Origin of the sequence: Candidatus Njordibacter sp. Uisw_056, from assembly GCF_047730085.1 — a bacterium.
Classification (GTDB): Bacteria; Pseudomonadota; Gammaproteobacteria; order Pseudomonadales; family Balneatricaceae; genus Njordibacter.
In genome coordinates, this window is the sequence record NZ_CP159830.1 from 930,342 (window position 1) to 944,251 (window position 13,910).

Annotated in this window: 11 protein-coding genes; 5 read left to right on the forward strand and 6 right to left on the reverse strand. The window is 46.0% G+C overall.

Going from position 1 to position 13,910, the window contains the following annotated elements; translation table 11 throughout:
- Window positions 1–72: 72 nt before the first annotated feature.
- Genes ABXT60_RS04620 through ABXT60_RS04635 form a run of 4 tightly spaced genes read left to right on the forward strand, consistent with a single transcriptional unit; the run spans window position 73 to window position 5,761 of the window.
- A complete protein-coding gene (locus ABXT60_RS04620) occupies window positions 73–2,079 on the forward strand; it encodes a CocE/NonD family hydrolase (RefSeq protein ID WP_443631577.1) in 2,007 nt (668 codons plus the stop codon).
- Window positions 2,076–3,017 carry an alpha/beta hydrolase gene (locus ABXT60_RS04625; RefSeq protein ID WP_443631578.1) on the forward strand — a complete coding sequence of 314 codons (942 nt, stop codon included), beginning with the start codon at window positions 2,076–2,078 and terminating at the stop codon, window positions 3,015–3,017. The genes ABXT60_RS04620 and ABXT60_RS04625 overlap by 4 nt, the downstream gene beginning before the upstream one ends.
- A complete protein-coding gene (locus ABXT60_RS04630) occupies window positions 3,014–4,636 on the forward strand; it encodes a GMC family oxidoreductase (protein WP_443631579.1) in 1,623 nt (540 codons plus the stop codon). The genes ABXT60_RS04625 and ABXT60_RS04630 overlap by 4 nt, the downstream gene beginning before the upstream one ends.
- Window positions 4,637–4,651: 15 nt before the next feature.
- Window positions 4,652–5,761, forward strand: coding sequence for a mandelate racemase/muconate lactonizing enzyme family protein (locus ABXT60_RS04635; protein WP_443631580.1), 1,110 nt, complete (start codon window positions 4,652–4,654; stop codon window positions 5,759–5,761).
- 8 nt (window positions 5,762–5,769) lie between these two features.
- Here the strand turns inward: ABXT60_RS04635 and ABXT60_RS04640 are convergent, their stop codons facing one another.
- From ABXT60_RS04640 to ABXT60_RS04650, 3 genes are read right to left on the reverse strand one after another with little or no spacing between them, the layout of a single operon-like run.
- Window positions 5,770–7,386, reverse strand: a complete 1,617-nt coding sequence (locus ABXT60_RS04640; RefSeq protein ID WP_443631581.1) for an ABC transporter ATP-binding protein — start codon at window positions 7,384–7,386, stop codon at window positions 5,770–5,772.
- Window positions 7,376–8,305, reverse strand: a complete 930-nt coding sequence (locus ABXT60_RS04645; RefSeq protein ID WP_443631582.1) for an ABC transporter permease — start codon at window positions 8,303–8,305, stop codon at window positions 7,376–7,378. The genes ABXT60_RS04640 and ABXT60_RS04645 overlap by 11 nt, the downstream gene beginning before the upstream one ends.
- Window positions 8,302–9,282 (reverse strand): ABC transporter permease, encoded by a 981-nt coding sequence (locus tag ABXT60_RS04650; RefSeq protein ID WP_443631583.1) that lies wholly within the window; start codon window positions 9,280–9,282, stop codon window positions 8,302–8,304. Before ABXT60_RS04650 ends, ABXT60_RS04645 begins: the two co-directional genes overlap by 4 nt.
- 280 nt (window positions 9,283–9,562) lie before the next feature.
- On the opposite strand from ABXT60_RS04650, the gene ABXT60_RS04655 reads away from it, so the two are divergent.
- Window positions 9,563–11,164 carry an ABC transporter substrate-binding protein gene (locus tag ABXT60_RS04655; RefSeq protein WP_443631584.1) on the forward strand — a complete coding sequence of 534 codons (1,602 nt, stop codon included), beginning with the start codon at window positions 9,563–9,565 and terminating at the stop codon, window positions 11,162–11,164.
- Window positions 11,165–11,248: 84 nt separating this feature from the next.
- On the opposite strand, the gene ABXT60_RS04660 is transcribed toward ABXT60_RS04655, so the two are convergent.
- The 3 genes from ABXT60_RS04660 to hutI are packed head-to-tail and all read right to left on the reverse strand — an operon-like array spanning window position 11,249 to window position 13,878.
- Window positions 11,249–12,028 (reverse strand): HalD/BesD family halogenase, encoded by a 780-nt coding sequence (locus tag ABXT60_RS04660; protein WP_443631585.1) that lies wholly within the window; start codon window positions 12,026–12,028, stop codon window positions 11,249–11,251.
- Between the two features lie 39 nt (window positions 12,029–12,067).
- Entirely contained in the window at window positions 12,068–12,673 is a 606-nt protein-coding gene (locus tag ABXT60_RS04665; protein WP_443631586.1) for a HutD/Ves family protein, read from the reverse strand.
- Window positions 12,670–13,878 carry an imidazolonepropionase gene (gene hutI / locus ABXT60_RS04670; protein WP_443631587.1) on the reverse strand — a complete coding sequence of 403 codons (1,209 nt, stop codon included), beginning with the start codon at window positions 13,876–13,878 and terminating at the stop codon, window positions 12,670–12,672. Before hutI ends, ABXT60_RS04665 begins: the two co-directional genes overlap by 4 nt.
- Window positions 13,879–13,910: the final 32 nt, after the last annotated feature.

Sequence of the window (13,910 nt, forward strand, 5' to 3'; positions counted from 1 at the left end):
AGCAAATAATCTAGTGGTATGTTGGGGTATATATGGGCTGTTTTAAAGGCTAAGTTATGGGAGTGGCAACAGATGATGAACAACCTCGATTTTACCCACACTATTGAAGAGTGGACACATTTCTTAATTCCACTTGCAGATGGCACTCAGTTAGCTGCTAGAGCTTGGCTTCCCGTTAATGCTGTTAAGTCTCCCGCTCCTGCAATCTTAGAATATATTCCTTATAGAAAGCGTGATGGCACGGCTATTCGTGATGAGCAAATGCATCCTTATTGGGCGGGTTTTGGCTACGCCTGTATTCGCGTTGATATGCGCGGTTGTGGTGAGTCTACAGGGCTAATGTTGGATGAATATCTACCACAAGAGCTTGATGACGCTGTGGAAGTGATCCAGTGGTTAGCAGAGCAGCCCTGGTGCAGTGGAAAGGTGGGCATGATGGGCAAGTCTTGGGGTGGTTTTAACAGCCTCCAAGTAGCTGCAATGGCACCTACTGCTCTAAAAGCCATAGTGACTGTATGCTCTACTGATGATCGCTACGCAGATGACATTCATTACCGTGGTGGCGCACTATTGTTAGAAAATTTTAGCTGGGCCTCAACGATGGCCTGCTACATGGCCAAGGCGCCAGACCCACTATTATTGCCGAAAACTTGGCGCCAGCAGTGGTTGCATCGCCTGGAAAATATGCCATTTTTAGCCAAGGAATGGCTAGAACACAGTTACAAGGATGATTACTGGAAGCATGGCTCAATTAATGAAGATTATAGTTCTATAAAAGCTGCAGTCTATTGCATAGGCGGCTGGGGCGATTCTTATTCTGAAGCTATTCCGCGCATGATGGGTGGGTTAGCCTGCCCCAAAAAGGCTTTAATAGGCCCTTGGGCCCATAAATACCCTAATTATGCGTCACCTAAGCCAGAGGTAGACTTCTTAGGCGAAGCTAAACGCTGGTGGGACTGCTGGCTAAAGGGTATTGATAACGGCATTATGGCAGAACCCACTATTGCAGCTTATATCCAAGATGGTGTGCCACCGCAGGCAGCATATGACGAGCGTCCAGGTGTTTGGGTAGAAGGCAATCAGTGGCCGATACAAAAAAACAGTATTAACTTACAACTAAGTTCATCTGGTCATTTAATAGAAACTAGTGGTGGTGGGCAGGCAAGTGTTAACAGCCCGCTAACAACTGGTGGGGCTAGTGGTGAATATTGTATTATCTGGTGTGGCCCAGACTTCCCTACAGATCAGCGCCAAGATGACGCCAATAGCCTGTGTTTTGATACGCAGGCAATGGCTGAAGCCGTTTCTATTTTAGGTGGTGCCGTATTTAAGGCCCGTGTTACCAGTGACCAAAACTGTGCGCAAATGATTTTACGCCTTTGCGATGTAGCCCCCGATGGCAGTAGCACTCGCATTACCTATGGCGTGCTTAACTTGGCCATGCGTGGCGGCTTAGATGTTCCCAAACCGGTGATTGCCGGTGAATCTATGGATATCACTATAAAGTTGGATGATACGGGGTATGAAATACCGCAAGGCCATCAATTACGCTTGTCCATATCTACCGCTTATTTTCCCCTGCTATGGCCTGCAGCGCAAAAAGCTAATTTGAGTTTAGACTTAAGTACAGCAACACTGACTATTCCATCGCACGACCGCACAGGCCAGCTAACACGAGATTTAGGTGAGGGTTATGTGTGTTCAGTCAATGAGACCCAAAGAATTAGGCCAGAAACACATACACGGCTTAGCCAAGTTAACGCTGCGGATGGTCGGCAGACGACCTTTATTGATGATGATTTTGGTGAATTCACGTTTACCGATCACAAGCTTACGGTGGGGGAGGTGTGCCATGAAGAACACTCAGTATTGCCCCAAAACCCACATTCTGCTGCTAGCTTTTGTAAATGGCACTCGAAACAAGCCAGGCCGGGCTGGGAAATAGATGTTTACACTAGCCTTAAGGTTACCTGCGACGCAGATCATTTTTACCTCGATGCTAGTTTAGAAGCCATAGAGAATGGCCAGCAAGTGCACCTAAAAAACTGGAAAGAGAAAGTTTTAAGGGGCTTTGCATGACCCCGTTAGATGAGCAGATACAGGCATTTGTTGATCAGAGTTTAGGCCATGACCCAGTGGATGCCACCAGAGCTAGTGCGCACGAGCAAAGGCAATGGTACAACGCCAAATGTAAAGAGATTGCAGCGCCGCTTGCTGATGGTATACAGGTGCAAGATGACACGATGTTGGGTTCTTGTGGGCATCTAGTGCCGGTAAGGCATTACCTTCATAAAGACCGAACTAACATTGATCAAGCCAAGCAAATTGTATTTTTACACGGTGGTGGTTTTGTGGTGGGGAACTTAGATAGTCATCATGATATTTGTGGCCAGCTAGCGAAGGATACGGGTTTTGATTTGGTGTCAGTAGATTACCGCTTAGCCCCCGAATATCAGTACCCAGATGATATTAACGATTGCCTAACTGTAGTGGATAATTTGTTAAAAAAAGGCCAAAAGTTAGTGTTAGTAGGAGACAGCGCGGGTGGCACTTTAAGTGCTTGTGTGGCTAATGCTCGCAAGCGCTATGTGGGCACCCAGTTATTGGGTCAGGTGTTAATCTACCCTTCCTTAACCTTTGGTGTGGATACGCCATCAATGACTGAGCATGCATTTGCACCATTACTAAGTAAAGAAGATATGGATTATTACCTGCCAGTTCGCGTAGGGGGTGATTTGAGTATTATGGCTAGCCTGGGGGGTAATTTCATGCCCATGCAAACGCTAAACTATAGTGGGTTGCCAGTTACGCATTTGTTTCCAGCGCAAATAGACCCGCTGCGAGACGACTGTGAACTCTATGCCCACGCTTTACAAGCAGCTAACGTAGAGGTAACTAACCACTTGGCCTTGGGGCAAGGTTTGGTGCATGGGCATTTGCGGGCCCGTAATATGAGTGACAAAGCGTCTGCTAATTTTCAGGCAATCTGTAGCGCAGTGAGGGATCTAGGCAAATGAAGCATGGGCTAAGTTATGACTATATTATTATCGGTGCAGGGTCTGCAGGCTGTGTGCTGGCTAATCGTTTAAGTGCAGATGCAAGTAGGTCAGTACTTTTGTTAGAAGCAGGCCCCAGTGATAAACGGTTTTATGTACAAATGCCCATCGGCTATGGCAAAACATTTTATCAATCTAAAGTGAACTGGATGTACACTAGCCAAGCTAATTTAGGGCTTAATGGCCGCACTAGTTATTGGCCAAGAGGCAAGACCCTTGGTGGTTCCAGTTCTATTAATGCTATGGTTTATGTGCGCGGTCATCAACACGATTTTGATGATTGGGAAAGGGCGGGGAACTCTGGCTGGAGTTATGACGATGTACTGCCCTATTTTAAACGGATGGAATCATGGCAGCATGGCGGCAACGAGTTTAGGGGTGGCGATGGCCCGCTAAATGTTTCTGACGTATCAGCTAAACTTCATCCCTTGTGCAAACAGTTTGTTGCAGCAGGCCAAGCGCTTGGCTTTGATTACAATGCCGACATGAATGGGGAAAATCAGGAAGGTGTAGGTTACTATCAGCTCACTACACACCAAGGCCAGCGAATGTCTGCAGCCAGAGCCTATTTAAAACCGGCTCGACATCGGCCTAATTTAACAGTGATTTGCAATGCGTCAGTTGCGCGTATTGTGTTTTCAGGTAAGCGTGCCGTAGGGGTAGAGTATCGCCACCAACATAAAATCCATTACGCCAACGCCACAAAAGAAATCATTCTTAGCGCTGGCGCTGTTAATTCACCACAATTATTGCAATTGTCGGGTGTAGGCCCAAGCCAGATATTACAAAAGGCTGGGGTTGAACAAGTGCATGAGAGCCCCGCAGTTGGGCAACATTTGCAGGATCACATTGGCCATAGCTATTTTTACCGGTCTAGCCAAGCTACATTAAATCAGCAGCTACACCCTTGGTGGGGAAAATTATGGCAAGGGGTTCGTTATGTGCTTACGCGAGGGGGGCCTTTAAGCTTAAGTATTAATCAAGCTGGGGGGTTTGTGCACACGCGCAAGGGCTTAGATCGGCCTAATATTCAATTGTATTTTTCTCCATTGAGCTATACTAAAGCCCCTTTAGGTGAACGGCCCATGATGAACCCAGACCCTTTTCCTGCCTACGTATTAGGGGTTTCTAATTGCCGGGTTAGGTCTGAAGGGGAAATTAACATTACCTCTAATGACCCCAGAAAACCGCCTGCTATTGAACCTAATTACCTAACCCATAAGGACGAAGTGCAAGACCTGTTGGAAGGTGTTAAGTTAATTCGCAAGCTCGCTGGAACCTCGCCATTGCAAGCCATTACCTTGGATGAAATGCGACCGGGGGTAGAGTGCAATACAGATGCTCAATTAATTGAGGATATTCGTAATAATGCAGACACTGTATTCCACCCCTGCGGTACCTGTCGTATGGGCCCAGACCCGCTGGATAATGTGGTAGATAGTGAACTTAAGGTTCATGGTTTACAGGGTTTAAGAGTAGTAGACGCATCTATTTTCCCCAATGTGGTTTGTGGCAATATTAATGCCACCACCATCATGGTAGGTGAAAAAGCCGCCGATTTAATTTTATCTGATCTTTAATAGGTATAACTGAAAATGAAAATTATCAGCATAGAAACCTTTACCAATGAGTACATGGGCTTGCTGCGTTTGCGCACTGACACAGGTGAAGAAGGCTGGGGCCAAACCTGCACCTATAATTCAGACATCACAGCCCAAGTAGTGCACCGGCAAGTGGCGCCCCATGTCATGGGTTTAGACGCGAACAATATTATGGGGTTAGGTCAGTTGGTGTTGGAGCGGGAGCACAAGTTCCCTGGCAGCTATCTGTATCGTGCACTGTGTGGTTTAGATACCGCATTATGGGACATACATGCTAAACGTGAGGGCAAAAGTGTATGCCAATTGTTAGGTGGCACGGCAAGTTCTGTCCCCGTTTACGCCTCTAGCATGCAGCGTGAAATTACACCAGAAGCAGAGGCAGAACGGTTTTTGGCGCTCAAAGAAGAGTTTGGCCATACGTCTTTTAAGTTTCGGGTCGGTCAGGAATGCGGTCATGATATTGATCAATGGCCTGGGCGCACAGAAGCTATTGTGAAGCGTGTGCGAGAGCAGCTAGGCGATGACGTGACCTTGTTGGTTGATGCTAATAGTGCATACACGCCAGCGAAGGCCATTGAGGTGGGGCGTATGTTACAAGACTATGGTGTTAGCCACTTTGAAGAGCCTTGCCCCTATTGGAAGCCAGATTGGACACGCGAAGTAACAGAGGCCTTAGATATTGATGTTACTGGTGGTGAGCAAGATAACGATCTACGCATATGGCAGCATATGGTAGACACTAAGGTGGTGGATATTGTGCAACCTGATGTGTGCTATATGGGCGGTATTACGCGCACTTTAGAAGTGGCCTCTATCGCCCAAAAAGCTAACATACCGGTCACCCTCCATTGCGCTAACTTATCTTTAGTGACCTTATTTTCGGCGCACATTATGGCGGCTATTCCAAACGCAGGTAAATACCTTGAGTTTTCTATTGAGGGTCTAGATTATTACCCTTGGCAAGCCAATATTTTCAAACCTAATTTTGATATTCAACATGGCGAACTCATCATGCCCCATAAGCCGGGCTGGGGCATCGAATTAGACGCAGAATGGTTATCACGGGCTGACCACAAAGTAAGCTATTGTGGTGATCGATTTTAGGCCAAATGTCAGGCGTCTGCAGCAGCCCGTTGCTGTTGCAGTTGAGTTAACCAATCTGGGTCCATCTCAGGTACAGATGACAAGAGTAGCTCAGTGTACTCAGGGAAAGGTGCGGTAAAGATCTCTTCTTTACCGCCTTGCTCTACTACTTTTCCTTGGTACATTACCACTACTTGGTCAGCAATGGCACGCACTGTAGCGATGTCGTGGGTAATGAAAATGTAGGTAATACCCAGTTCTTTTTGTAACCGTAAAAGCAGCTTTAGAATACCCTCTTGTACAATTTGGTCTAACGCCGATGTTACTTCATCGCAGATAATGAGTTCTGGCTCTGCGGCTAAGGCACGTGCAATACAAATGCGCTGCTTTTGGCCACCAGACAGCTCACTTGGATAACGCTCTAAAAAGCTCTCGTCCAATTCAATAAGGTGTAATAACTGCATGATCCTTTGATCTTGAGCTTGGCCTGTTAAACCCAAGTAAAAGTGTAATGGCCTACCAATAATATCCCTTACCGTATGCCGAGGATTCATGGCAGTGTCTGCCATTTGATAGATCATTTGGATTGATTGTAATTGCTTTTTGGAGCGGTTTTTTAGAGCCGCTGGCAAGTCATTGCCATTAAAAGTTATATTGCCTTCTAGTGGGGGTAGTAAGCCAGTAATTACCCGAGCCGTGGTAGATTTACCCGAACCTGACTCGCCCACAACAGCCAGTGTTTGCCCGCGAGGTACTTTAATATTGATATTATTGAGTACCTTAACGCTCTTTCCATAGCTTGCGTGCACATGATTAATTTCAAGCACAGTATCAATGGCTGGTTGTGGTGGTTTTTCTATGGATCGAACCGCCCAAAGGGATTGGGTATAGGTCTCTCTAGGGTTAGCCATCATTTGCCGTGTCGGTGCATCCTCAACGGTTTCACCATAGCGCAGTACTTTGATGGCGTCGGCCATTTGCGCCACCACAGCTAAATCGTGGGTGATGTAAATAGCTGCTGTGTTGTACTTTTCCACAATAGTTCGCATAGCAGTGAGTACTTCAACTTGCGTGGTCACGTCTAGGGCTGTAGTGGGCTCGTCAAAGATGATTAGGTCGGGTCTTGATGACATGGCCATAGCGGTCATTACCCGCTGCAATTGGCCTCCAGAGACCTGGTGTGGGTAACGTTGGCCGATGTGCTCAGGGTCTGGCAGTTGCAGGTCTCTGTAGAGTTCAATTGCATCTTCTTTAGCGGTTTCAATGTCTGAAATGCCATGGGACACGGTGGACTCTATGGTTTGGTTAATAAGGCGATGGGCTGGATTAAATGAAGCAGCCGCTGATTGAGCCACATAGGCAATACGTGATCCATGTAAATTTCTAAGCTCAGCGTGGTTTAACTTTAATAGGTCAATGCCATCGAACTCTATGGAACCCCCCACAATTTTACAGCCTGGGCGTGCAAACCCCATAGCCGCTAGGCCCAGAGTAGATTTTCCAGCGCCAGACTCGCCAATGAGGCCTAGTATCTCACCTCGCTTTAAGGTGATATCAACGCCATTGATAATGTGATGCCAACGATCATCACTGTAACCATCGATGCGCACATCACGCATGGTGAGTAAAACGTCATTAGTGCTCATCACGAAGTCCACTTGTTTGATGTAAAAACCAATCCACTACAAAGTTCACTGCTACTGTTAATAGGGCAATGGCAGCAGCGGGAATCATAGGGGTTAAGGCAGCGGTTAAGTCGTATTCAGCAAATTGAATAAGTCCAGCATTCTCTCGCACCATAGAACCCCAGTCTGCGGTTGGGGGTTGAATCCCCACGCCTAAAAACGACAGTGCTGCAATGGTTAAAAACACAAAACAAAAGCGCAGGCCAAATTCGGCCACCAAGGGGGGCATAATGTTGGGTAGTATTTCCCGACGCATAATCCACATTAAACCTTCACCGCGCAATTTTGCAGCTTCTACATAATCCATAACAACCACATTTAATGCGACTGCCCGGGTAAGGCGGAATACCCTAGTAGCATCTAATACGGCAATAATAAATATTAGATTGATTGCACTTGAACCAAAAATTGATAGCAACATGAGGGCAAAAATAAGGCTAGGAATAGCCATAAGTACATCCACAAAACGGCTTAATACTTGGTCTAACCAATTGCGGCTAATAGCGGCCATCAGGCCTAAGCTGCCACCAATTAAAAATGCTAATAGGGTAGTGGCCACGGCAATACCAATGGTATTGCGCGCACCATAAATGAGACGGCTATAAACATCGCGACCCAACGCATCGGTGCCCAAAAGAAATTCATCGCTCCAAGGGGCATATGCCATGGGGAAAACTTGTGCTTGGCCATGGGGCGCAAATAGGGGTGCAAACAACGCCACAATTAAATATAGGCAAATGACGACCATGCCAAACCAAGCTGTGGGTGGGGCAGTTTTTAGCGTACGCCAAACGTTTTGTAACACGCTTCTTCTTGCTTTTACCAAGGTGACTTCATTGGCAGCAGAATAATCCTCGTGGGGTGTAGTTGGTGTATTCATCGTGGATGCAACAGCCTTGGGTTAGTAATAATAGAAATAACATCGGCAAATAGGTTGAGTAAGATGTAGGTGCCAGCAAAGATTAATGCGCAGGCTTGCACTACCGGAATGTCTCGGCTTGATACCGCATCCACCATAAGTTGGCCAAGGCCTGGATAAACAAATACTACCTCCACAACGACCACGCCTACTACTAGATAGGCCAAGTTAAAGGCGATCACGTTAACGATGGGTGCCCAAGCATTGGGTAAGGCATGATGTAAAATGACTTTTGCTTTTGAGGTGCCTTTGAGTTGCGCCATTTCAATATAGGGGCTGGCTAATAAATTAATGATTGCGGCTCGGGTCATGCGCATCATGTGCGCCACAATAACTAAAGTGAGTGTTAAGGCGGGCAGGGTGGATCGGTAGATTTTTTCTAATATAGGGGTGGAGTCAGAAATATTAGCTAACGAGGGAAGCAACTTAAAATAAGTTGCAAAGACTAAAATTAAAATGTAACCCACAAAAAATTCTGGGAAAGAAATGGTAGTGAGTGTCGTAGCGTTGACAATCCGGTCATAAAACGAATTACGGTAAAGCGCGGCAGTAATACCTAGGATTAGTGCCAGTGGAACGGCAACAAGTGCAGTCATAGAAGCTAAAAATAAGGTGTTGGCTAGACGCGGCTCTATCAGCGCCCAAACTTCTCGAGATCGATCTACTCCTGAAGAATTGCGGCCAGAAAATGAATTGCCTAAGTCACCGCTTAATACATTTCCTACCCAGCTTAAGTAACGTTCTACAGGGGGTTTGTCTAAGCCTAATTCTCTACGAAAGGCCTCTACAGTCTCTGGTAATGCAGCTTGTCCTAGTACGGCTTCTCCAAAGTCACCGGGCAAAAACTCTATTGCGCTAAAAATAATAATGGACACTACAAAAAGGGTGAGTAGACCCAACCCTAGGCGTTGAATGATAGTGGAAACAATAGGATGCACGGAAATAATTACTCTGGGACTTAATTTTTATTGATAATTAACTCTATACTAATATCCACCGATTGCCTATCAGAAAGAAATTATGACCCCAGGAAAATTTTCAATAGCATTAACTGCCGATTAATTATTCAGAGGCGATTTTTTATGTTACCTTTATTTGTCTAACAACTGCTATGGAACGGCCAATCCGCTCCAAGATGTTATAGCACCCATGGGTTAGCCTTCGCATGAAGTTTAACCTGTATGAGTTGGTTAGTTATTTAATTGGAGAATAAATACAATGTCTAAAGATCAAATAGATCAATTAAAAAATCCATTCACTATGGATATTAATCGTCGTCAGTTTGTAACCAGTAGTCTAGCTGCAGGTATTATTTTACCGACTGCGATGGCGGTATCCGGAACTGCTTCAGCTGGAGCTCATAAAGCAGGTGGTAAGTTTAGATTAGGTATGGGCCATGGATCCACCACAGATTCATTAGATCCAGGAACATCAGAAAATGGCATGTCGCAAAATGTATGTTTTGCTTATTGTAACCACCTCACAGAGGTAAGCAAGGAAGGTAATTTAATTCCAGAACTTGCAGTTGAGTATGGCGCATCTGCAGATGCAAAAACGTGGACTTTTAAAATCCGCCCAGGCGTGACCTTTCATGATGGAAAGGCACTCACGCCTGCCGACGTTGTAGGGTCATTCCAGTTTCATATGGGTGAAGACACAAAGTCTGCAGGTAAGTCTCTATTAGCAGATGTCACCAATATCGCTGTTAATGGTGATGATGTCGTGTTTACCTTGGGCAATGCTAGTGCTGACTTTGCCTTTATTGTCAGTGATTATCACTTCCCCATTTTACCCGTACGTGATGGTCAATTAGACTGGGCTTCTGGTATTGGTACCGGTGGTTATATCATGGAGAATTACGAGCCAGGTGTGCGGGCTAAGTTTTACCGTAACCCAAACTACTGGAAGCAAGATGCTGCTCATTTTGATGAAGTAGAGCTTTTGGTGATACTTGACGTAACAGCCCGCCAGAATGCTATGATGAATGGCGATGTGGATGCGATTGGTCGAGTAGATCCCAAAACTGTGCATTTGTTGGCGCGTAATCCTACCTTGGATATTTTGGAAACCACGGGCACACTGCACTACACCTTCCCTATGCGTTGCGATGCATCACCATTTGATAATTATGATTTCCGTATGGCGTGTAAGCTGTCTGTAGATCGTGAAGAATTGGTAACCAAAATTCTTTCAGGCCATGGTGCCATTGGTAATGACACCCCTATTTCTACCGCCAACCCATTTCATAACAGTGATTTGGCGCAGCGCGCTTATGATCCAGACAAAGCGGCTTTCCACCTTAAGAAAGCAGGCTATGATGGTTCTAATGTGCAGTTGTCTGCTTCTGATGCAGCCTTTGCTGGCGCAGTAGATGCAGCCTTGTTGATTAAAGAATCAGCAGCTAAATCAGGGCTTAATATAGAAGTAGTGCGTGAGCCTAAAGACGGTTATTGGTCTAACGTTTGGAACAAGAAGCCTTGGAGCGCATGTTACTGGGGTGGTCGTCCTACTGAAGATTGGATGTTCACTGCGGCTTATATGGCTGATGGAAAATGGAACGACACTGCTTGGCGCACAGGTGCGTCAGTGGAGCGCTTTAATAAACTTGTGCTGTTGGGACGTGCGGAAGTAGATTTAGTGAAACGCCGCGAAATTTACTACGAGTGCCAAGCCTTGGTTAATGACGATGGTGGTGCGTTGATCCCCATGTTTGCTAACAATGTGCATGCGCTAAGCAAAAAACTAAGTCATGGTCCAGATGTAGCAGCAAACTGGGAGCTTGATGGTGGTAAAGCAGCCGAGCGTTGGTGGTTTGCGTAACGCTTACTAACCTGAGAAAACAGGCCTGTGCTTTTTGATAAAATCGCAGGCCTGTTTAATTCTTTGTTTTTTACTTGCTCACTGCTATTCTAAACGTCCGTAGAAGGTCATGCGAGCTGATTCTGACAGTGACACATTGGCTTCTGCATTATAAGCTAGCACTACTAGCATTCGCGTTGTATCACCTTGAGTAGGTGTAACACGGTGGAGTGCATCTCTACCCCTAAATAACACCAGGTCTCCAGCAGACATGGCAAGTACCTTAGCCTCTACTTCTCCCTTTAACACTCTGCCCACCCCTGGGTAATTCATATCCCCTTGGCTAGCATCTCTTAACTTAGTAACGTACTCAAATTGCCCACCCGCTTTGGGTTTTTGCACCAATAAAGTGATGGCAAAAGATGAGTTGTCAAAGTGCCAACCTAGTTCTTGACCTTCACTGGCGTAATGTAAGTTAATTGAAGAGAGCGGGTCGGCATAGGGGTAAAGTTTTTCCTCACCCAATATAGATGCTAAAAAGGAGCGCAGTTCAGGTGCATCATAAAGGGTACGCAAGGGAGAATCTAACGCAATTTGGTCATCAGTAATGCAGCCTTTGGAAGATTGCACCCATTGATTGAGAGGGTGGTTGTTATCAAAAGATGGGTCCTTTTGGGTAAGGTATACATTGTGACCAGAATTGGTATAGAACGCAGACGTCTGTTTATTGCTCCCTTCTTGAATAATTGCAGCACGAGCAGCGGATGTGAGGAACTGTTTGAGAACTAACACACCTTCATTATCAAATTGATGTTTACAGGCTTGCTCATACCGTTTGTCGTGGATAGGGTGGGTTGCAAGATTGATCACTTGGCCGAGTTGCATGCATTGCTCCTGAGTAACTAGCAATAGGGCCTCTTTGGGCTATTTGGGGCTATTTAGGGCTATTTTAGGCCATAGGTAGGTAATTAGTATACCTATCCAAGCGTCACCAGAACAGTCACAATTATTTTTAGAACTAGGTTCTAGTTGCATTAAATGTTGTGCGTCTAGTGTTTCTCTAGTGTTGTTGTCGAGTTTGAAGCTGGCGTTCCCATGGATATTAAAAAGCAAAAACAAGTCGCCATCTAAACGAATAGTTTGGTTAGTGTGTTGCTGACTAGTGAAGACTTTGGCACTGCAGTTCTGGCGTCTAGTCATGAGATTAAAATCTCGGATTGGTCCATCATGCAAACGTGCATTGATGAGGTCTTCGCCTTTAAAGTGGGCAGTATCAAGCTGACTTTTAAGAACCCATGTTTGTTTTTTGTTGTCTGTCAGGGTGACACCTGCTCCATTGATCAAGATCAAACAACGATCGTAACCAGAAAAGTCTGAAAACGCGCCGTCTTCTGTAACATCGGCCATGCTTAAGCGCCACTGGAACGAATCTCCAGGCTGATGCTTTAATACCTCAATGGTTGAGCCTAAGCCATTACGCCAGGGCATAGTGATAAAGTCGCCTGGCGAGGTTATCTTTGTTGTATTCATGTAATTTGCCCAGCAACTGCGCGATGTTTCACAAGCTGGCCACCCAACCAATAACTCAGTTCTGCTGGCTGTTGAATGTCCCAACATACAAAATCGGCAGCATAGCCCACTTTAAGTTGACCGTGACTTTGGCCTAAACCAAGCGCCTGAGCACCATGACGAGTGACCCCTTGTAAGGCTTCCAGTGGAGTAAAACCGAATAAAGTGCAGGCCATACTCATCATTAAGCGTAGGGATAAAACCGGTGCAGACCCTGGGTTGCAGTCGCTAGCAATTGCCATTGGCACGCCCAACTCACGCAGGCGTTGAATCGGTGGCAGCTTAGTTTCTTTGAGGCAAAAAAATGCCCCAGGTAAAATGACTGCAACGGTGCCTGCAGCGGCCATAGCGACGGCGTCTGCATCACTTAAGTACTCTAAGTGATCACTGGATAATGCCTTGTAACGCGCAGCAAGGCCAGAACCCCCCAGGTTAGATAGCTGTTCGGCATGAAGTTTTACAGGTAAGTTATGGGCTAAAGCAGCTTTAAATACCCGTTCAATTTGTGCTACAGAAAAAGCAATGCCTTCACAGAAACCATCAACAGCATCAGCCAAGCCAGCCTTGGCAAGGCTGGGAATAATTTCGTCACAGACTAAATCAATGTAAGCATCGGCTCGGCCTTGGTATTCTTGAGGCAGGGCATGGGCGGCTAAACAGCTTGTGCGCAGCGTGACAGATAACTCTTCACCCAAGGTACGGGCTACACGTAACATTTTCGTTTCTGTGGCTAGGTCTAAGCCATAACCTGACTTCACCTCTATGCAGGTGACACCATCTGCCATTAGGCCATGTAGGCGTTTTTTTGCACTCTCTAATAGCTGTTGCGCACTCGCTTTGCGCGTGTCTACCACTGTAGAAACAATGCCACCACCGGCTTTGGCAATAGCCTCGTAGTTTGCACCTTGCAGGCGCATTTCATATTCGCTACTACGATCGCCACCAAATACTATATGAGTGTGGCAATCAACCAACCCTGGTGTAACCCAACCACCACCCAAGTTAACGGTGGTTGCCTTGTGTTCAGGTAAGTCACAGGCAGGACCGATCCATTCAATATGACCATTTTTTACAGCTATAGCGGCATCTTTAATGGTGCCGTAGTCGCTATTGGAGGCCATAGTGGCGGCGTTAAAACCAACATAAACGGTATCGAATGAAGGCATGTTTTAAGTCCTATTGAGTGCGAACACACAGC

Coding starts and splice junctions, on each gene's coding strand:
- ABXT60_RS04620 (WP_443631577.1), top strand. CDS start 73: ATGATGAACAACCTCGATTTTACCCACACTATTGAAGAGTGGACACAT.
- ABXT60_RS04625 (WP_443631578.1), top strand. CDS start 2,076: ATGACCCCGTTAGATGAGCAGATACAGGCATTTGTTGATCAGAGTTTA.
- ABXT60_RS04630 (WP_443631579.1), top strand. CDS start 3,014: ATGAAGCATGGGCTAAGTTATGACTATATTATTATCGGTGCAGGGTCT.
- ABXT60_RS04635 (WP_443631580.1), top strand. CDS start 4,652: ATGAAAATTATCAGCATAGAAACCTTTACCAATGAGTACATGGGCTTG.
- ABXT60_RS04640 (WP_443631581.1), bottom strand. CDS start 7,386: ATGAGCACTAATGACGTTTTACTCACCATGCGTGATGTGCGCATCGAT.
- ABXT60_RS04645 (WP_443631582.1), bottom strand. CDS start 8,305: ATGAATACACCAACTACACCCCACGAGGATTATTCTGCTGCCAATGAA.
- ABXT60_RS04655 (WP_443631584.1), top strand. CDS start 9,563: ATGTCTAAAGATCAAATAGATCAATTAAAAAATCCATTCACTATGGAT.
- ABXT60_RS04660 (WP_443631585.1), bottom strand. CDS start 12,028: ATGCAACTCGGCCAAGTGATCAATCTTGCAACCCACCCTATCCACGAC.
- ABXT60_RS04665 (WP_443631586.1), bottom strand. CDS start 12,673: ATGAATACAACAAAGATAACCTCGCCAGGCGACTTTATCACTATGCCC.
- hutI (WP_443631587.1), bottom strand. CDS start 13,878: ATGCCTTCATTCGATACCGTTTATGTTGGTTTTAACGCCGCCACTATG.